Origin of the sequence: Bacillus songklensis, from assembly GCF_042649685.1 — a bacterium.
Taxonomy (GTDB): Bacteria; Bacillota; Bacilli; order Bacillales; family Bacillaceae_H; genus Bacillus_BA; species Bacillus_BA songklensis.
This window is the reverse complement of record NZ_JBHRZT010000072.1, coordinates 240,122-259,325: the sequence shown is the minus strand read 5'-3', so window position 1 is coordinate 259,325 and position 19,204 is coordinate 240,122. Positions and strand designations below refer to the sequence as shown.

Genomic DNA, 19,204 nt, shown 5'->3' with positions numbered 1-19,204 from the left:
TTGTGTGGAGGAGGAAGAACAAGTGGGAAGTTATAAAGAACTGGTAATCGCCATGGTTCGTACGGGGATTTTTGGATTTGGCGGAGGCCCTTCAGTCATTCCATTAATACGGTATGAAGCGGTATCACGATATCATTGGATTGAAGATGATGAATTTGGGGAAATTTTAGCGATTGCTAATGCCCTGCCCGGGCCAATCGCCACAAAAATGGCGGCATACTTGGGCTATCGCCAAAAAGGAGTGATCGGGGCCTTTGTTGGGGTATTGGCCCATATTGTGCCAACGTGCCTTGCAATGGTCGCTTTGCTGACACTCGTCAATGTTCTAAGCTATTCCACAGCTGTAGCAGGCATGATCTCGGCCGTTATGCCGGTCATTGCCGTCATGCTCGGTTTGATGGCTTATGAATTTGCCGCTAAAGCAGTGAAAGGATTAGGCAAACTGCTGGGCTGTCTCCTTTTCGTCATATCGTTTGTCTTGCTTCAAACGATATCCATTCACCCTGCTATTGTCATTGTTCTGTTCCTGGCTTACGGCACGATGCATTTTAAATTGAAAAACAAATGGCCTCATAAAAGCTCGAAACAAGGAGGAATGTCTGCATGAATATCTGGATTGCTTTGTTTTTGGGGTTCTTTCTTGCAAACGTTCTCGGTTACGGCGGAGGACCCGCGTCCATTCCGCTCATGTACGAAGAAATCGTCGATCGTTATCATTGGCTGACCAATACCGAATTCTCCAATATGCTCGCTCTTGGCAACGCGCTTCCGGGCCCGATTGCCACGAAAATTGCCGCCTATGTGGGTTATGATGTATACGAATGGTGGGGGTTAACCATCGCGTTGTTCGCGACCGTCTTCCCATCAGCTTTCGCTCTTATCTTCTTATTGAAGCTTATACAGCGTCACCGCCAATCGTTGATCGTAAAAGGCATGACATTACTGGTACAGCCCGTTATTGCCATCATGATGCTCCTTCTCACATGGGAAATGGCCGAAGATTCTTTTACTTCCATGGGTATCGTTCAATCGCTCATCACTGCACTCATTTCCTTTTTCGCGTTGACTAAATGGAAGATCCATCCCGCTGTCATCATCGTTGCCGCTTTCGCTTACGGGGGGCTCATCCTTCCACATATTTGATTCGTTTAAAGAGTAAAGGGATGGCTCAAAAGGTCTCTTTTTATACTTTTTGAGCCATCCTCTTGCACTACTTAAACTTTATCTTTTCTAAAAAGGCAAAATCAATATTTTCTCTAAAACATTTCCATCTTGAAAACGACTGTTCCTAATTAATCATTCTCTAAAAACACTCTTTACAGATTATTCATACAATAACTCATCTATAAAATATGGTTGGGGGAGTGAAAAATGGAAAATAGCATACAGTTAATTTGCGACTCCATTCGCAAAGGGAGTTTAACCCTTCATCCCGATAAGGCCAAAACTTTAGGGATCATCAATCATCAAAAGGGACTTATAAAATTTGGTATCCAATCCTTCCCAATTGAGGTTTATATATCTTATGATCTACAAGTGAATCAGGCAAGGCTATCTTCCGATATGATTAAAAAGTTAGAAATTCCTGTGAACTGCCACTTTGATATTCAACAAAAGGACAACGAAATACAAATCGGTCCCTACATTGGTATACTTGCGGGATTTTATCAAAAATCAGTAAAAAAACATCTTGATGATCTACTGGATTATTTATATCATTACAGAGATATCAGGGGGGCAATCCTAGTTTTTTCTCTCGACAATGTAGATAAAGTTAATCATACAATGAAAGGCTATCTTTTTAATGCTGTAACCAACCAGTGGGACGAGGGTACATTTCCCTATCCTTCCTCTATTTTTATTAAGACAGGCACGGTTAGCTCCAAATGGCTCAAACATTTTCAATCCGTCATGGGCGACTCCCTTTTTAATGACTTTTATTTCAATAAATGGAGCATTCACAAAAGGCTTGCTGCTTCACCCCATGTAAAGGCTTATCTCCCTCCATCGATTCTTTATGAAAAACCTTCAGACATCTATTCCTTTTTAAAACAATACCCTAATGCCATTATCAAATCCATTAACGCATCAAAAGGGTCATCCATTTACAAAATCTCAACAGATGGGCACAATCTCGTGATTGCCTGCCCCAAAACAGGAGACATCAACAAAATCAAATTTAAAAATAGAGACGAAGCTTATTCATTGTTTAAAAAGTATTTTGAAGAAAGAGAGTTTATGATTCAAGAAGCATTAGATCTGATCACTTACCAGAATCGTACAATCGATTTTCGTGTGATTACTTTAAAGAATCAACAAGGCCAATGGCAAGTAATGGGGGTGTTTGCCAGACATGGCCAACCGGGAAACATTTTAAGTAATATATCCCCTCTGGTCAAATCCGGAGAGAAAACATTGAAAGAAGTTTTGCAACTTAGTAATTCCAAAGTCAAAGCATTTATGCAAGAAATATCCCTTGTGGCTATAGAGGCTGCTAAGGCCATTGAGAACAGTGATGTACACTTTGCAAATACTGGTGTAGATATAGCAATTGACGACAAAGAGAAACTATGGATCATCGAAATTCAACATTGCAACCCTTCACATGATATCGCTTTAGAGGCGGGGTTTGCCGAACTGTATTATGAAATCCTGAAAACTAATATGCTATACGCAAAAAAACTTGCTGGATTTCCAAATAACTTCTCAAATTCCCTATAAAAAAGGGCTGCATCTTTCCGGGCATACCCCATAGATAATCACAGGACTTATATCATGTTGTTGAATGGGAAACCAGGGCCGTCCATCGCAGGAGGGTGTCCCAAGTATGTTCAGTACTTGGGACACCCTCCTTTAATCTTTTATCTTTGAACAAGTTTATCTGCTTTACGGAGGCGCTGGCAAATTTCATTTGCTACTTCCCGGGTAGAAGCTTTTCCTCCAATATCAGGTGTTTTGATTCCATCGTTCGTCACATCCTCTATGACATCCAGAAGCTTCTGTCCAAGTTCAAGTTCTCCAAAGTGGTCAAGCAGCATTTTCGCTGTCCAAATCTGGCCGATCGGATTAGCAATCCCTTTTCCATAAATGTCTGGAGCAGATCCGTGCACCGGTTCGAACATTGATGGATACTTGCCGTCTAAGTTAATATTAGCAGCCGGCGCAATACCGATACTTCCCATAATCGCACCGCCTATATCCGTTAAAATATCCCCAAATAAATTGCTGGCAACGATGACATCAAAAATCTGCGGCCTTGTCACAAAGAAAGCAGCAAGTGCATCAATATGGCAGGAGTCCGTTACAATTTGGGGGTAGTCCTGTTTGACTTCTTTGAATATCTCATCCCAAAACGGCATGGAATGAACAATACCGTTTGATTTTGTTGCAGAAGTAACATGCCCTCTCCGCTGTTTGGCAAGCTCGAAGGCATATCTCATGGCTCTTTCTGTACCTCTTCTCGTAAATACGGCATTCTGGATAGCCATTTCATCTTCTCCGCGATGAATCCTTCCTCCGACTTCACTATATTCTCCTTCACTGTTTTCCCGTACAACAATCAAGTCAAAGTCATTTGGATTTACAAGGGGTGAACGGAGACCCTTAAAATATTTAGCAGGGCGGATATTGACCGATTGTTCAAATTCTCTTCTGATTTTAATCAATAGTCCCCATAATGACACATGATCCGGAACAATCTTTGGGTTTCCGACCGCCCCCAGAAAAATGGCTTCAAAGTTTTTAAGTATATCCAGTCCGTCATCCGGCATCATTTGCCCGTGCTCTAAATAGTATTCACAGCTCCAAGGAAACTCTCGGTACTGGAACTTCAAGCCGCCATGAATTTCCGCAACGGTATCCAATACTTTTAAGGATACAGGAACAACTTCCTTTCCAATCCCATCTCCAGGTATGACTGCAATCTCAAAGTTTTTCATAATTTTATGAAACCGTCCCTTCCTCTTGTTTTTTAATGATTAGTTCATGAAACTTCCCATTACAAGCAATCATTTCTTCTTTGCTTCCACTAACGATAGCTTTCTTGGTTTGATCGTTTGATCTAGAACCCTTTGCAGACATTCTAATTGTTCATCTGAAGCACGCTCAGTTGTCAAGGAGACGGATGCCGATACTATTTATTCCCATATTATCTGAACTTATCTTATTTTTCAATAAGTTCAAAAAATAAGTGGTGATGATGAATTTGGTCCTTACAGCAACCCGTTTTTGGGACTCTTACACGCCCCTGTTTGTCTTTGTATTTTGTCAGAAGACCAAGTTGACTCTAAAAGTCTCAAATACCTTTGCTCGAAAAGAGAACCCCAATAAAAAAGAGGGTGTTCCGAACATTTTTTCTACGTTCGGAACCCCCCTCTGCAATAAACCGCATCAATGATCGAAGAAAATCAAACATTTCGGTAATGGTTCATCGCGAAACAATACTTGATGATCATGCTCTGGAGACTTTTGGGTCAACTCCTTTTTCTCCGTATTTACATGAACGATGATTTCTTAAATGCTTGAAACAATGAGTTCAGCCTTCCCAACAAGCTGATATTCACCAAATCCATTCGGTACCAAAAAATGGTCTCCTTTTTTAAAGGAATATTGTTTGCCTTTATGGATCAGTTCGCCTTCACCATGAATCACGCTAACAAGAATAAAAGGCTTTTGTTGCTTTAAGCTGGAAGAACCGTTTAATTCCCATTTTTGCACCGTGAAGTAGGGACCTTCAATAAATGAGGTAATATTTAAATCGTCAACCTTTTGATGCTGAGGTGTTATTTGAGTAGATGCGAAAGGAACTTCGGTCACTTCGATACTCTTTTGAAGATGAAGCTCGCGTAAATTCCCTTCTGAATCCCTCCGATTATAATCATATACCCGGTAAGTAGTATCGGAATTTTGCTGTGTCTCTAAAATAACGATCCCTTCACCGATTGCATGAATGGTTCCGCTTGGTACATAGAAAAAATCTCCAGGGTTCACTTTCACTCGACGAAGCAGTTTATCCCATTCTTCATGTTCAATCATATGTTTTAATTCTTCTTTTGTTTTAGCGTGATGTCCATAAATAATTTCCGCATTTTCTTTACAGCCAATAATGTACCAGCATTCGGTTTTTCCTAACTCTCCATTCTCATGAATCCGGGCATACTCATCATTCGGATGAACCTGAACAGATAAGTCCTGATTGGCATCTAAAATTTTTGTAAGAAGAGGAAAGCGGTCTCCTGGTATATTTCCGAATAAAATACGGTGCTTTTCCCATAAGTCGCCCAAGGATAAACCTTTATATTCCCCATTTCTCACAATACTTTGTCCATTTGGATGTGCTGCGAATGCCCAGCACTCTCCTGTTTGATTAAATGGAATATCATAACCAAAAGAAGTTAATGTTGTCCCACCCCAAATTCTTTCTTTAAAAACAGGTTCAAAAAACAATGGTTCCGTTGTCAACAAAAATCTCTCCATTCTAAACTCATTTTTTGTCATACATTGCTTACTTTCAACATTATTCATTTTTCGATTAGTCTGTGTTCTTAAAAATATCTATTATAAAATGAATTTAACTAACCAAATTAGTGTGAATGCCCCCTCCCTGTCGTTGGACTGTCCCTTGCCGCGCTTGAGGAAGGGAAATTGTTTCGGGAGGGGCGTTAAAAATTTGAGGCCCTTCCCCATGAAATATGAAGAAGAGGCCTCGATTTCATGCTTTATTTTTGAAGGCTGCTCTATATGGGTAAGAGTAACCTAACTCTCCATTTATTCGATAGCCTCTAACAGATGATACGCTTCCTCTTTTGTTTTGACAGATAATAATTGTTCTCTGTAGCTTTCATCCATTAGTTTTCGAGAGAGCATTTGAAGGATTTTTAAGTGTTGGTTTCCTTCGCTTTCTTTAGGGACAGCAATCATAAAGATTAACTTTGCATCTGTGCCGTCAAGGCTTGTCCAGTCTACGCCGTCTTTTTTGATCCCGAATACGACACTTGGCTTTTTGACGGCATTGGATTTTCCGTGAGGGATGGCAATGTTCATGCCGATTCCTGTTGTACTTTCTTGTTCACGATTTAGAATCGCTTGTTTGAATTCTGCTGGAGAGTGTAACGCTCCAACACGATCTAATTTTTGAATCATTTCATCAATGACATCATCACGGGTTTCCCCTGTTAAATTGATGTCAATGAGTTCAAAGTTTGTGATATCCGTCAGTTTTTTGATTTCTGCATTTTCCGCTTTGCTTTCTTCTTTTTGCTGAGATTGTTGCGGCACTTCTTGTGTTTCTTGCATTGCTGCTGTTTCTTGCATTGCTAGTGCTTCAGGCATGTCCACTTTTCGCACATCTCTTTTTAAAATGTTGACTAAAATGGCTGTTACAATTGCACCGACAATCACGGCGATAAAGAACATTAACACATTGTCTACGGCTCCGAGTACCGCAACGATTGGTCCTCCGTGTGCTACTTTATCTCCAACATGCCCTAACATCGCAATAACGGAACCTGTCACGGAACCGACCATAATGCTTGGAATGACACGAAGCGGATCCTGTGCGGCAAACGGGATGGCACCTTCTGTGATTCCGAACAATCCCATCGTAAAGGCCGCTTTCCCTGCTTCTCTTTCTGCAGACTGGAATTTTCTCTTACCTAAAAATGTGGCAAGACCCATTCCGATTGGCGGAATACAAATGGCAACTGCAATCGGACCCATGATTTCATAGTTTCCTTCGGCAATCATGGCAGAGCCGAAAAGGAAGGCAACCTTATTAACCGGACCCCCCATATCAAAGGAAATCATCGCACCTAAAATTAACGCTAAAAGAATCGAACTCGTACCTTGCATACTTGCTAACCAGGCTGTTAATGTCTCAAAAACTTGAGCGACAGGTGCTCCGATAATATAAACAAATGCTAACCCCACAATCAGTGACGCAAATACCGGAATGATGATAATCGGCATAATTGGTTGGATCGCTTTTGGAACTTTTAGTTTCTTAATCCCTAATGCTACATAACCAGCTAAGAAACCGGCGATAATACCGCCGATAAACCCTGCGCCGGCTTCACTTCCATAAAAGCTTCCGTTTGCGGCGATATATCCGCCGATCATACCAGGAGCAAGACCCGGTCTATCTGCAATACTAACAGCAATGAACCCGGCCAGGATAGGAACCATGAACGTAAAGGATGCGCCACCAAGTTTTTCGATCGTCTTCCAGAAGGAATCATCCGGAATCACCAAACCGCCGGGTGTTTTTTCTCCTCCGATGGTTAAAGCGATGGCAATCAATAATCCGCCGATCACAATGAATGGAATCATGTACGATACACCGTTCATTAAATGGCGGTAAATCGGGTTTTGTTTTTCTTTTCTCTCATTCTTAATGGCTTCTGCTGACTTTAATTGTGATTGGTAGACAGGTACTTCGCCGCTCATCACTTTTTTAATCAATTCCTCAGGCTTGCGAATCCCGTCTTGCACTCCCACAACCAATACTTTCTTTCCAATAAATCGATCTTTATCTACCGTTTTATCGGCAGCGATAATAATACCGTCTGCTTCACGAATATCTTTTTCGGTAAATTCATTTTCTACCCCAATCGAACCCTGGGTTTCAACCTTCATTTGAACCCCTAACTTGTCGGCTGCTTTTTGGAGATTTTCTGCTGCCATATACGTATGGGCAATTCCATTCGGACATGATGTAATCGCTAACAGTTTCATGTTGATCCTCCTTCATCTATCTCGTAATCGCTTACATATATGATAACGCGGAATAATAGAGATAAAAGTTTCATTTTTTACCGGAACTTCCGGAAAAATGGTTTTTATCCCGGTAAATATAGAAAAAGCAAGGCTCATCGGCCTCGCTCTTTCTCTAGCGATTGAAATGGGATAGAAAATTCATGATATCCGTTTCTTCCATGAGTGTTTGAATGAAAGCAGGCTGCTCGCTTATAGAGGACAATTCACGAAACAACTGCTTTATCTCCTCTTGCTCATCATTCTTAACAGCCAGCATAAATACCAAGGTTACTTTCTCAGGACCCCATTCAATCGGTTCTTTTAATGTAGCGATGGCAATAGCTGACTGTTTGATCAGCTTGGGATTTCCATGCGGAATAGCAATGCCTGCACCAATGGTTGTCGCTGACATTCTTTCCCTGATAATTGCATGATGGGCATACTCTTTTTCCACATAGCCTTTATCATACAGGGCGTTGGCCATCTTTTCGATTAACTCATATCGATGTCCTACATCCTGCTGCAAAAAAACTAAAAAGGGAGTCGTATACTTCAAAATAATAGATTCTCTTGATTCTTGATGAACCGGTTCATCAAGCTGTTTTATAAAATCATCCAATCTCTTTTCTTCCGCAGTTTCTAACAGAGGAGATACAACAATATGGGGAACCTTTAATTCCGGAAGGGAGATAGTAGAGATCACAAGATCGACATCATGTTCAGCTAAATAATCTTCCAAATCAGCCTTGGCTATGCATCCCATGACATTGACGCGATAGAATTTTCTCTCGATCTTCGTCCGCAATAGCTGGGACATTCCAATTCCCATATGGCAAACGATGACGGCATTTTTCATTTCCCCCTTGTTGCTATTAAGTCGTTCAATTGCCGCTTGAAAGTGTAAAGTGAGGTAGGCTGCTTCCTCCTCGGGGATTAAAAGGGAGAGCGACTGATTTGCTTCTTCTAATACGTGAATCACCATATCAAACATGTAAGGGTACATCTTTTTAATATCATTTAGCATCGGATTCGATACAGAAAGATTGTAATTCAGGCGATTTAATGTCGTATATAAATGAACCTTCAACCCATTTACCAAGATTCGATCCTTTGTGAAGTCAACCATATTCAACTCCGACATACGACTGATCAGATGTTGCAAAAGCTTAAAAAGAACAGGATTATTTTCAGCGAGATCCTCTATCCCCCATGTTCCATCATTTTGTTGATAACGAAATTTGCCTCCCAAAATATGTAAAGCGAGATAAGTGACTTCTTCTTCCGGAAAATGGACAACAAAAACAGGTTCCAGCCTTTTAAGAAATTCGGAAGTCCACTCATATTCTTTTTTATCCTGCAGAAGAGATTTCTCTTTTTCTGAAATGGAAATAGGCTGTTTTAATTTCGTTCGCTTAATCATGAAGAGTGTGTGTACAAGCAGCCCTTCAAATGCTTCATCTGTAAAATATAAGGAATGGCGTTTTTGCAGCTCCTTCAATTCACTTTTTACGATTTCAACTTCATGGGGTGAAAATTGTTTTTTAATAAATGGATCCGTGAGCTCCGGATTGTTGATCAACTGGGATAGCCGAGCTAATGCCGTTCTCTTGTTATTCTCATTACCTTCGACGGTTAGGCCGACTCTTTGCTTGGAAACTAACGTTAAGTCCAAATTGTTTAACCACTTTTCAATTTTGTCCAAGTCTTTTTTTATGACCGCTTTATTCACAAAATATTGAGAAGCAAGGTCCTGAGCTGTGACCGGCTTTACAGTCATTAGAAGCTGATAGGCTATTTCAAGGACCCTTTCTTCATTGGATTCATGCTTGGCTGGATTGTTTGCCAAGTGCAGCTTGTTAAACAACCTTGTCTTTTCATGGTCCTCAATATCTAAATAAACGCCTAGCCCCGGTTTTCGGATTAAGGCAGCCTCTGAATTTTCCTCAAGAAAGTCTTCAATCACTTTAAAATCATTGCGGATTGTCTTTTCGGAACAGTCCACTCGCTCTGCAATATCTAGCACTAACAAATGCTGATCGGATTGAGTCAATAAAATACGCAAGATTTCCTTTTGCCTTGCATTCATTAGTTTCACCTGCTTACCTATGTAACGATCTTATAAAAAGTATGTTTCTAATTTAACACCATCTTTTATACCATATATTTGCCGGCAATACTACATTGAACCGTCATTAAAAATCCAAGAAAATCACGGATTTCAGTGACGGTTCATCGCAGAAAAAATAAATGATTGTCCTTTCCCGAAGGCTTTTGAGTCAGCCCCCTTTAAATTTTAAAACGATGAACCACTTCATTAAGAGACTCTGATATAGTGATTAAAGAATGTGCAGCAGATTGGATTTCTTCCATAGAAGCTAATTGTTCTTCTGTAGCAGCTGCAATTTCATTTATATTTCCAGAGTTTTCCTTAGATAATTTTGATACGTCTTCGACTCTTTTAGCAACCATGCCGAAATTAGCAGTAAGTTGTTCGGTTGTTGCGGCTATTTCTTGTATTTTTTCAGATACATTTGAGATTGAGCTTAAGATTTCCTTAAATTGGACAGAAGTAGCCGCTGTTAAACTGTTCCCGTTATTAACGTTCTCTTTTACAACTTTAATTGTAGTAACTGTTTCATTTGTCGCCCCTTGTATGCGATTTATTAATTCTCGAATCTGATTAGCGGATTGACTGGACTGTTCGGCTAGTTTACGGACTTCTTCTGCGACAACTGCGAATCCTTTCCTATGTTCTCCTGCTCTGACTGCCTCAATTGCTGCGTTCAGGGCCAAAAGATTTGTTTGATCTGCAATCTCATTAATTATTGTTGTAATCTCTCCAATCTTTAAAGCATCTTCAGCTAATGAGTTAATATTTTTATCAGCTTCCCCCACTGATTGATGAATAAATTCCATAGAAGCAACGATTTTTTCCACGGACTTCTCTCCATTATCTGCTTGTTTACTAACAACACTAGTTGCTTCCGAAACCTTTGCTGTACTGGATGTTACACTAAGCAACCTTTGTAAAGATTCCTCAACGGCAGTGGAACTCTCATCTAGGATTTTAGTTTGATCATTCATACTTGATGAGATATGTTGAAGATTATTCGCTATTTGATTCGAAGATGATTTGGTTTGTTCGGCACTAGCTGAAAACTGTTCCGACGATGCTGCTGCTTGTTGAGAAGAAAAACTTATCTGCGTTATCATTTCTCTTAGTGAAGAAAGGAACTGATTAAATGAATCAGCCACCTCTCCCAATTCATCCTTATTTTTTACATTGATTGTCTTAGTCAAGTCACCGTCACCAATAGATATATCATTCATCTGCTCTTTTAACTGATTTAAAGGAATTAATATGGATTTAAGAAGGATTGCTCCTAAAACTAGGCCAAACAATGTTGCGACAATAGTAATTACCGCCAAAATGGTCTGTCTTATTTTGGATTGGGCTTTAATTCTGTTATCAGCATATGTAGCCTCTTTATCTAATTTATCAACAAAGCTCTCAAAGGAAGGATCCAGCACTTCCTTACGGATTCTACGCTCTTCCCCAAAATGGATTTCTTTCGCTTTTTTAGGATCTATCGCAATTGTCCTCATAACTAATTGGCTTTGAGACCAATACTCCTCATAATTTCGACTAATTTCATCAATTTTCTTTTTATCTGAAGATGTACTTGTTAACTGGCGTAATTTGTTTAATTGGACTTTTATATCACTCGACTTTTCTTTCATTTCCATAGAAAACTCTTGGTCGCCTGTAAGAAGCAAAGCCCTTTCATCGTTCGAAAGTCCTGCCAGACGATATTGAATGTGTTTTGATATTGTTTGCATTTCCATCAACTTGTCAAAATTATTATTTTCTTCTACATTATCATATAAAGACCATGCAGCTAATACTCCAACTATTGAGATAGATAAAACTAAAATTAAAATAACAAGTATAAGTTTGGTCTTAATACGCATGATTTTCCTCCCTAAGATGTCATATAAAATTTCCGATTCTAAATTATACCAGGAAACAGGGAGAAAAAATAGTAAAATATGACCATTAAAATAAGGCACACAGTTTTCTGTATGCCTTATGATTCATTTTTTAAAGAAGTTAACACGTTCTTTCAGCGGTCTGAATTCCTTATCGCCAGCTGGAGCAGCCGGTTTGCCAAATGGCATTTGCGCAATCACTTTCCCGCCGCCCGGAATATTCCATTCATGAGATATCTCCTTCATTTCGTCAGACCCATAATTGAATGTGATTGCCTGAAGGATCTTAGAACCACTCCATTTTCTTCCGTTACCCATGCATCCATTTGAAGAAGCTGCCGTACGACTTTATTTCTCGCTTCTTCGCTTGGAAGGACCAGTGAAAACCACTTTAGTCCGACACTGTTTGGTAAAGGAGAGGGTGCCCCTACACCATTCCACGTATTTAAACCAATATGATGATGGTATCCGCCAGTGAAATAAAGAGCGCCTGATTACCATATCGGCTCACAATTTCATGACTCTCTTTTACTTAACAAATCACTATCCGGTTCTACTATTCCCCCATAAATTCAAGAATCAGTCATTTCAACATAAGAAAATATCTTCTCATGAGAAATGTTTCTTATACCATCCTGCTGCTTCTGACATAGGAATCCCCTATTACTCTTTATTAATTATTCTTCAATTCAAGATATTGTTCAAAAAAATTAAAGCTCTTTTGTCTGATAGCCGATTTTTTTCAAAAATTTCATGATTTCTTTTTTCTCTTCCTGAAGTTTCATACTATCATATTTAATTATTTTATCTCGAATTAATTTATTATTAATTTAAGATATTTATATGGTATTCATCCAAAGTTTGTCAAGATCCATTTTTAAATTTTTTGCACTGTAAAAAACGCGGATACTTATTGTCGTAGTGCCCTGGGCAGGGTTTGTGCCTCACCCGATTGATAAGTTTATGAAACAAAATGAAATGTTTTTGTTCTTATTATTCACTAATGCCCCGTTCGTTCAAGAAGAATATCACCACTCTTCTTTAACCTATCCTTATGAAAAAAAGAATAGCGGTTCAGCTTTTATTTGACCGCTATTCTCCGATGCAGCGATATAGAATCAGGAAAATGTTCAACTAGTTTGGTTACCCTCTACTTCAATCAATTACTTTTTTATCGAACATTAAAATCAACTAAGTCTTACTATTCTTAAAGATAAAGTAACATAATCATGAAAACACCTTTGCTCATTTTTGGGTGTTACAATATGATTCCAATCCAAGTGATAAATGAGGCTAAATACCTGAATCTTAAGAATATTCTTTTGGAACCATTAATCGAATTTGATTTGACAAAAAAAACTCTATGTTATCTCCCATGAATACCGTCTTTATTGCTACCAATTTAGGCTCTCAATTAAATGACATTTTGTACATTCTTGTATATAATTGTTAGTTTTAAATTCGTGGTCACAATTGGTTTGTAGAAGGTTCAGCTCTTTTTTTAACTGTTCAAGCTGAGTTTCCAACTGTTTCATTTCTTCTTTAATCTGGATCACCCGATTCATCGAACTCTCCTTCCCTGCCGTTATTGATAGATTTCGCCGCCGGTCTTTCTAAACTCATTTGCTTTTTCTTTCAATCCCTCATCAATAACAGATTCGAAGCCAAGACCCTTTTCCTTTGCTAAATCACGAATATCTTGCGAAATTCTCATGCTGCAGAATTTCGGGCCGCACATCGAACAGAAATGGGCTGTTTTGGCCCCTTCAGCCGGAAGGGTTTCATCATGGTACTCCATGGCTCTTTCAGGATCAAGAGAAAGATTAAACTGATCTCGCCAGCGAAATTCAAATCTTGCTTTTGAAAGGGCATCATCTCGTTTTTGGGCGCCGGGATGGCCTTTTGCTAAGTCAGCAGCATGGGCGGCGATTTTATAAGTGATAACCCCTACTCTGACATCCTCTTTATTCGGGAGTCCAAGGTGTTCTTTCGGTGTCACATAGCAAAGCATCGCTGTACCAAACCAGCCGATCATAGCAGCGCCAATCGCCGAAGTAATATGATCATAGCCAGGGGCAATATCTGTTGTAAGAGGCCCGAGTGTATAAAATGGAGCTTCTTGACAAATTTCCATTTGCTTATCTACATTTTCTTTGATTAAATGCATAGGCACGTGGCCTGGTCCTTCAATCATGACTTGAACATCATGCTTCCAGGCAATCTTTGTCAGTTCACCTAGTGTTTCCAATTCTGCAAATTGCGCTTCATCATTTGCATCTGCAATGGAGCCGGGACGAAGACCATCTCCTAAAGAGAAAGATACATCATAAGTCTTCATAATTTCACAGATTTCTTCAAAATGAGTGTAAAGGAAGTTTTCCTTATGGTGAGCCAGACACCATTGAGCCATAATGGAACCGCCCCGGGATACAATTCCTGTCACGCGCTTGGCAGTTAACGGGATATAGCGCAGAAGCACGCCCGCATGGATGGTAAAATAATCAACGCCTTGCTCCGCCTGCTCAATTAATGTATCGCGAAAAACTTCCCAGTTTAAATCTTCAGCGATTCCGTTTACTTTTTCAAGGGCTTGATAAATCGGAACTGTTCCAACCGGTACTGGAGAATTTCGAATAATCCATTCACGGGTTGTATGTATATTTTTACCGGTAGAGAGATCCATCATGGTATCTGCTCCCCAGCGGGTAGCCCATGTCATTTTTTCGACTTCTTCTTCAATGGAAGAAGTGACAGCTGAATTCCCAATATTCGCATTAATTTTCACATGGAAATTGCGCCCGATGATCATTGGTTCACTTTCCGGATGATTAATATTAGCAGGAATAATCGCACGCCCCCGTGCTACTTCATCTCGAACAAATTCGGGAGAAACATTTTCTCTTATGGCGATAAACTCCATTTCAGGAGTAATAATCCCTTGACGTGCATAGTGTAATTGGGTGACATTTTTCCCTTTTTTTGCACGCAATGGTTTTCGTTTTAGTCCCGGAAAGATTTCTAAATTAGCCCGGGGATCATCTTTTTTATAGCCGTTGTCTTCAGGTTTTACTTCACGGCCTTCATATTCTTCTACATCCCCGCGTTCAAGAACCCAGTTACGGCGTAAAGGGCTAAGACCTTTACGAATATCAACGGAATAATCAGAGTCCGTGTAGGGGCCGCTAGTGTCATAGACACGTACAGGCGGATTTTCCTCTTCACCAAATGATCCGGTTGTTGGCTCTAGTCGAATCTCGCGCATCGGAACTTTGATATCAGGTCTAGACCCCTCGACATAAACTTTTTTACTTCCTGAAAAACTAGACATGATTGAAAGGTTCATGTCATTTACTGAATTGTTCACCATGATTTCATTCTCTCCTTTTTAAGATGATGAAAAAGAACAAAATCCAATCCATTTACAGCATGAAAAAGCCGGATCTTATATTTAAGACCCGGCTGATGTTAGTATGCACGCAACAATGACCACACGTCATTATTGATTCAGTAGATTCTAACTTCCCCACGCTGGTATGAACCAGATCAGGTCCTGAGGGTTAAGAAACTTCATCGTGTTTCTCTCTCAGCCCAACTTATTGGACACCCCTAGTCTAAACATTTTAAATTGTACAAATTAAATATAGACTCTCGCATTCAAACTTGTAAATAGTTCTAATTACCTATATTTTTTCAGGCCGTGTTGTCAATCACATTGATTCCGCCTTGGAAAACTTTTAAACAGGCTCTGTCTTTCTCCTGTTCTGCTTATGGCTCCAAATGTATAAAGATACGATCAGCCTTCAACTTTAGCTTATTGAGCGAACCCGGTCAGTTCAAGAATGAAGGAAGGGAAAGAGCACGAGTCTTTTCATTTTCGGTATCCCCATTTATTTTCAAAAATAAGATCATTTAAGGATCGTCTTTTTTCCCAATTCGCTAATTCTAAAAGCGGTTTTTCCGGGTATTGATCTGTATAGCCAATAGACATAAGAGCAATTGGATCAATATGGGGGGGAATTCCCAAAATATCGCGAATATCATTTTTCTTGTAAAAACTAACCCATCCCATTGCTAATCCTTCCGCACAAGCCGCTAACCACATATTCTGAATAGCACAGGCAGTTGAAAGAATATCGGTTTCGGGAATGGAATTGCGTCCTAATACGTGTGAACCTCCTCTAGTTGGGTCACATGTTACACAAATGGTGTAAGGAGCTTCTTTTAGACCTTCAATTTTGAGACTAAGAAACTTATTTTCTTTTTCCCCTTCATAATGAATAGCTAGTGCCCTTCTCTCTTTATCAGCGGCCCAAGCCAGACGTTCCTTGATTTCTTGAGAAGAAATTAAAATAAAGTTCCAAGGCTGCATAAATCCTACCGAAGGGGCATGATGAGCAGCATCTAATATTTTATGTATGGTCTCTACGGGAACGGGGTTAGGCAAAAAACTTCGAATATCTCTTCTGCTATATATAGCTTTATATACTGCTTCCCTTTCTTCTTTAGTAAACATAGTTCTCCTCCATTATTCTATTCTTAAATACTGCTATATAAAAATATATAAATTCACACAAATAATATAACATGAACAACAGCGGTCCATGCTACATTATTTAGAACCTTTTAAGATGCTCAAGGAGATCGAACAAAAAATGCGAATATAGGAAACTTCCATCAGTGGGGGGTTTTCGTTCATCCCCCACTGATCGTTAGTTGAACTTATCGGGTTCTTATGGGCAGTTATCCCCACCTAAGCCTCTTTGTTCCCCTGAACTTTGAGGTGGGGGTCTTACTGCCCGTTAGAGCGGGATAAAAAGAAGGCTCTATAACAGGAGTTAAAAAATGATCAAAAGTTCCTATCCCGACCGATAAATGTTACACTGAAAAAAGCAAATCATTTTCCAAGAGAAGAAAGCGAGCGGCTATGAAAGAAATCGAAATGAACATGTTTTTTGACGATACATTTATAAGAAGGCTAAAGCGTTTCTGCCAGTATTATTAATGTTGGTTATAAGATAGAAAGGAGAAGAAAAATGAAATATGTATGGATTGGTGACCAGGACCACATAAACAACATCAAACATGAAGGAAATCTATTCATTTTATTCCACATCCAAAGATGACAAGCTTTCTTGTTCGGTCAACCATTTCACTACTACTCTTCTTTTTTGTCACTCTTGGAAAGAAATTATGTAATACCTCTTGATGAGAAGGAGCCATCCCTGTAAATCGAGATAGCCTGTTTTTTGGATGTTTCTTCAATATCCCTAACAAAAGTGCCTGCCACCTCCAGCATCCTGTCGATTTATTCGACAACGTCCGGGTAGTGACACAGGCACAAATGCTAAGTGAGAATCGCTTCGTCATCCTGTTTATTCAGCGGTAACGTTCCTCTTTGAATGGATTGGCTGTCATGGAATAGCCCAATTCTTCCCAAAATCCTGCTTCATCTTCTTTCATAAATCGAATTCCGGAAGCCCATTTCGTGCCTTTCCATAAATAGAAGGAGGCCGGCGGAATCAAACGTAATGGGTAACCATGCTTCGGGGTAATCTCCTCCCACTCATGGTTCTGATCTTTCCACCGATAAACAAACAAAGCGTCGTCCCCTAACAATGGTTCGAGCGGCATATTTGCTGAATATCCGAACGGATCGCCGTTATAGTAGCCGTATATTTTGACATATTTTGCACCCTCATTGAGCTCAGCTAGATTCACCAACTCACGCAGTGCGATTCCTTCAAACGTCGTCCCGAATTTTGACCATGTCGTGACACAATGCATATCAATGGTGGATACAGTCTTTGGCAGCTTCATCACGTCTGAATATGATAAGGAGACTTCTTCCTTCACTTCACCAAATAATCTGAAATTCCATGTATCTTCACTGAATTCGTACACATCCCCCTGATGCAGAATGGGCCAATTTTCTGTTTCAAATTGACCGGGAGGCAGCTTGTTTCCCATCTTGCTTCATCCTTTCTTGTACCACTTTCTATAGATGGTGCTTTTTAACATAAATGATACCCATTAGCCGTTTGGGATGCAACATATTGAAGCCAGGCTCTTTCTAATCTGAATCCTTATAACCGGAGTATGTTGATTAACGCTTTAAACATAATAAATTACACGATACCCGCATGAATGTATATCTTTCACTTCGTCCAGCTGTTTCTGTCATCGAGTCGTTATATTTTAAAACATCAAAAAAAATTGATAAAATATAGTTGCTTTTTTAAGGGGGAACGGGTAAAGAATAAAAAACGTGAAAAGCTTGTCCCCATAGGCATCTATCATTATATAAAGAAAGAAGATGAAAATATGTCTGTAAATGTAAACGGAAAACGACTAAGTGATATTCCATTTTCCGTGCTTGATCTTTCTCCGATTGTGGTCGGTGGCAGTCCTTCCGATTCGTTGCGAAATACACTTGATCTTGCACGCCATGCTGAAAAATGGGGGTATAACCGCTACTGGCTGGCAGAGCACCATAATATGCCCGGTATCGCCAGTTCGGCGACATCTGTCGTCATTGGCCATGTGGCAGCCGGCACATCAAAAATCCGAGTGGGCTCTGGCGGAATCATGCTGCCCAATCACGCTCCCCTGGTGATTGCGGAACAGTTCGGGACGCTCGAGTCTCTGTTTCCGGGACGCATCGATCTGGGTCTCGGCCGTGCACCGGGCACTGACCAGCTTACTGCACATGCTTTAAGACGTGACCGCAGAAGCGATGGCCAGGATTTCCCCGAGCAATTGGCTGAACTGCGCGCCTATTTTGATCCGTCTTTAGCTTCAGGAAAAATGCATGTAAGGGCGATTCCTGGTGAGGGGCTGAACATTCCAATTTGGTTATTGGGTTCAAGCGGCTTCAGCGCACAGCTGGCCGGCCAGCTCGGTCTGCCATTTGCCTTTGCCAGCCACTTCTCGCCTAACAACACACTGCCGGCTCTGGAGTTATACCGCCGTCACTTCCGTCCTTCGGAAGTGCTGGATGCGTCTTATGCAATGGTCGGGGTTAATGTGATTGCTGCCGATACCGATGAGGAAGCGCGCCGCCTGGCCACTTCCATGCAGCAACAATTCCTGAACTTGATCCGGAATCATCCAGCACCGCTGCAACCGCCGGTGGACAACATGGACGATCTCTGGAGCGAGTACGAAAAGGAAGTCCTGGAACAACAACTCGGCTCCTCCATCATTGGAGGCCCTGAGACCGTCAAGGAAAAGCTGCAGGAATTTTTAGATGATACCCAGGCCGACGAAATCATGGTAAATGCCCAGATTTTTGATCACGAGAAGCGTCTTCGTTCCTTCGAAATTGTGGCTGAGATTACGAAATAGGAAAAAACAATTGATTTGATATACGCACTATCATGATACTTTGTACAGTTTTTCATGTGCTGAATGAAAGCGTAAGAAAGGAGCCAGGCAGTAAATATACCAGCCGGCTCCTTTTTCA

General features: G+C 40.4%; 15 protein-coding genes, 1 pseudogene and 1 riboswitch. Of the genes and pseudogenes, 4 read left to right on the top strand and 12 right to left on the bottom strand.

Features of this window, described 5'->3' with window-relative positions; all coding sequences use genetic code 11:
* The first annotated feature begins 22 nt into the window (after positions 1-22).
* From ACFOU2_RS20065 to ACFOU2_RS20055, 3 genes are all read left to right on the top strand, one after another.
* The gene (locus ACFOU2_RS20065) at positions 23-607 is read left to right on the top strand and encodes a chromate transporter (RefSeq protein ID WP_377918077.1); all 585 of its coding nucleotides are present in this window, start codon (positions 23-25) and stop codon (positions 605-607) included.
* A complete protein-coding gene (locus ACFOU2_RS20060; RefSeq protein ID WP_377918076.1) occupies positions 604-1,143 on the top strand; it encodes a chromate transporter in 540 nt (179 codons plus the stop codon). The genes ACFOU2_RS20065 and ACFOU2_RS20060 overlap by 4 nt, the downstream gene beginning before the upstream one ends.
* Before the next feature lie 228 nt (positions 1,144-1,371).
* On the top strand, positions 1,372-2,721 hold the full coding sequence (locus tag ACFOU2_RS20055; protein WP_377918075.1) for a YheC/YheD family endospore coat-associated protein: 1,350 nt from the start codon (positions 1,372-1,374) through the stop codon (positions 2,719-2,721).
* Between the two features lie 140 nt (positions 2,722-2,861).
* Here ACFOU2_RS20055 and ACFOU2_RS20050 read toward each other — a convergent pair whose 3' ends face one another.
* From ACFOU2_RS20050 to ACFOU2_RS19995, 12 genes and pseudogenes are all read right to left on the bottom strand, one after another.
* Positions 2,862-3,938 carry a tartrate dehydrogenase gene (locus ACFOU2_RS20050; RefSeq protein ID WP_377918074.1) on the bottom strand — a complete coding sequence of 359 codons (1,077 nt, stop codon included), beginning with the start codon at positions 3,936-3,938 and terminating at the stop codon, positions 2,862-2,864.
* Between the two features lie 4 nt (positions 3,939-3,942).
* Positions 3,943-4,080 carry a hypothetical protein gene (locus ACFOU2_RS20045; protein WP_377918073.1) on the bottom strand — a complete coding sequence of 46 codons (138 nt, stop codon included), beginning with the start codon at positions 4,078-4,080 and terminating at the stop codon, positions 3,943-3,945.
* A gap of 432 nt (positions 4,081-4,512) precedes the next feature.
* Positions 4,513-5,475, bottom strand: a complete 963-nt coding sequence (manA, locus tag ACFOU2_RS20040; protein ID WP_377918072.1) for a mannose-6-phosphate isomerase, class I — start codon at positions 5,473-5,475, stop codon at positions 4,513-4,515.
* Between the two features lie 291 nt (positions 5,476-5,766).
* The gene (locus ACFOU2_RS20035) at positions 5,767-7,731 is read right to left on the bottom strand and encodes a fructose-specific PTS transporter subunit EIIC (RefSeq protein WP_377918071.1); all 1,965 of its coding nucleotides are present in this window, start codon (positions 7,729-7,731) and stop codon (positions 5,767-5,769) included.
* Between the two features lie 154 nt (positions 7,732-7,885).
* Positions 7,886-9,838 carry a BglG family transcription antiterminator gene (locus ACFOU2_RS20030; protein ID WP_377918070.1) on the bottom strand — a complete coding sequence of 651 codons (1,953 nt, stop codon included), beginning with the start codon at positions 9,836-9,838 and terminating at the stop codon, positions 7,886-7,888.
* A 200-nt stretch (positions 9,839-10,038) separates the two neighbouring features.
* On the bottom strand, positions 10,039-11,724 hold the full coding sequence (locus ACFOU2_RS20025; protein WP_377918069.1) for a methyl-accepting chemotaxis protein: 1,686 nt from the start codon (positions 11,722-11,724) through the stop codon (positions 10,039-10,041).
* 123 nt (positions 11,725-11,847) lie between these two features.
* Positions 11,848-11,988, bottom strand: a complete 141-nt coding sequence (locus ACFOU2_RS20020; protein WP_377918068.1) for a hypothetical protein — start codon at positions 11,986-11,988, stop codon at positions 11,848-11,850.
* A 4-nt stretch (positions 11,989-11,992) separates the two neighbouring features.
* A pseudogene (locus tag ACFOU2_RS20015) lies at positions 11,993-12,259 on the bottom strand (glyoxalase); the annotation flags it as partial.
* An 877-nt stretch (positions 12,260-13,136) separates the two neighbouring features.
* On the bottom strand, positions 13,137-13,307 hold the full coding sequence (locus ACFOU2_RS20010; protein WP_377918067.1) for a serine protease: 171 nt from the start codon (positions 13,305-13,307) through the stop codon (positions 13,137-13,139).
* 20 nt (positions 13,308-13,327) lie between these two features.
* Positions 13,328-15,109, bottom strand: a complete 1,782-nt coding sequence (gene thiC / locus ACFOU2_RS20005) for a phosphomethylpyrimidine synthase ThiC (RefSeq protein ID WP_377918066.1) — start codon at positions 15,107-15,109, stop codon at positions 13,328-13,330.
* 136 nt (positions 15,110-15,245) lie between these two features.
* Positions 15,246-15,360: riboswitch (TPP riboswitch) on the bottom strand.
* Between the two features lie 250 nt (positions 15,361-15,610).
* Positions 15,611-16,255, bottom strand: coding sequence for a 5,6-dimethylbenzimidazole synthase (gene bluB, locus ACFOU2_RS20000; RefSeq protein WP_377918065.1), 645 nt, complete (start codon positions 16,253-16,255; stop codon positions 15,611-15,613).
* An 863-nt stretch (positions 16,256-17,118) separates the two neighbouring features.
* A complete protein-coding gene (locus tag ACFOU2_RS19995; RefSeq protein ID WP_377918064.1) occupies positions 17,119-17,709 on the bottom strand; it encodes a molybdopterin-dependent oxidoreductase in 591 nt (196 codons plus the stop codon).
* A gap of 354 nt (positions 17,710-18,063) precedes the next feature.
* Between ACFOU2_RS19995 and ACFOU2_RS19990 the strand changes: the two genes are divergently transcribed.
* Entirely contained in the window at positions 18,064-19,086 is a 1,023-nt protein-coding gene (locus ACFOU2_RS19990) for an LLM class flavin-dependent oxidoreductase (protein ID WP_377918680.1), read from the top strand.
* The last annotated feature ends 118 nt before the right edge of the window (positions 19,087-19,204 follow it).

What these genes read in the sequence shown, in the direction of transcription:
- ACFOU2_RS20060 (WP_377918076.1), top strand. Translation starts at nt 604, where the DNA reads ATGAATATCTGGATTGCTTTGTTTTTGGGGTTCTTTCTTGCAAACGTT.
- ACFOU2_RS20055 (WP_377918075.1), top strand. Translation starts at nt 1,372, where the DNA reads ATGGAAAATAGCATACAGTTAATTTGCGACTCCATTCGCAAAGGGAGT.
- ACFOU2_RS20050 (WP_377918074.1), bottom strand. Translation starts at nt 3,938, where the DNA reads ATGAAAAACTTTGAGATTGCAGTCATACCTGGAGATGGGATTGGAAAG.
- ACFOU2_RS20045 (WP_377918073.1), bottom strand. Translation starts at nt 4,080, where the DNA reads ATGTCTGCAAAGGGTTCTAGATCAAACGATCAAACCAAGAAAGCTATC.
- manA (WP_377918072.1), bottom strand. Translation starts at nt 5,475, where the DNA reads ATGGAGAGATTTTTGTTGACAACGGAACCATTGTTTTTTGAACCTGTT.
- ACFOU2_RS20035 (WP_377918071.1), bottom strand. Translation starts at nt 7,731, where the DNA reads ATGAAACTGTTAGCGATTACATCATGTCCGAATGGAATTGCCCATACG.
- ACFOU2_RS20030 (WP_377918070.1), bottom strand. Translation starts at nt 9,838, where the DNA reads ATGAATGCAAGGCAAAAGGAAATCTTGCGTATTTTATTGACTCAATCC.
- ACFOU2_RS20025 (WP_377918069.1), bottom strand. Translation starts at nt 11,724, where the DNA reads ATGCGTATTAAGACCAAACTTATACTTGTTATTTTAATTTTAGTTTTA.
- ACFOU2_RS20020 (WP_377918068.1), bottom strand. Translation starts at nt 11,988, where the DNA reads ATGAAGGAGATATCTCATGAATGGAATATTCCGGGCGGCGGGAAAGTG.
- ACFOU2_RS20010 (WP_377918067.1), bottom strand. Translation starts at nt 13,307, where the DNA reads ATGAATCGGGTGATCCAGATTAAAGAAGAAATGAAACAGTTGGAAACT.
- thiC (WP_377918066.1), bottom strand. Translation starts at nt 15,109, where the DNA reads ATGGTGAACAATTCAGTAAATGACATGAACCTTTCAATCATGTCTAGT.
- bluB (WP_377918065.1), bottom strand. Translation starts at nt 16,255, where the DNA reads ATGTTTACTAAAGAAGAAAGGGAAGCAGTATATAAAGCTATATATAGC.
- ACFOU2_RS19995 (WP_377918064.1), bottom strand. Translation starts at nt 17,709, where the DNA reads ATGGGAAACAAGCTGCCTCCCGGTCAATTTGAAACAGAAAATTGGCCC.
- ACFOU2_RS19990 (WP_377918680.1), top strand. Translation starts at nt 18,064, where the DNA reads ATGTCTGTAAATGTAAACGGAAAACGACTAAGTGATATTCCATTTTCC.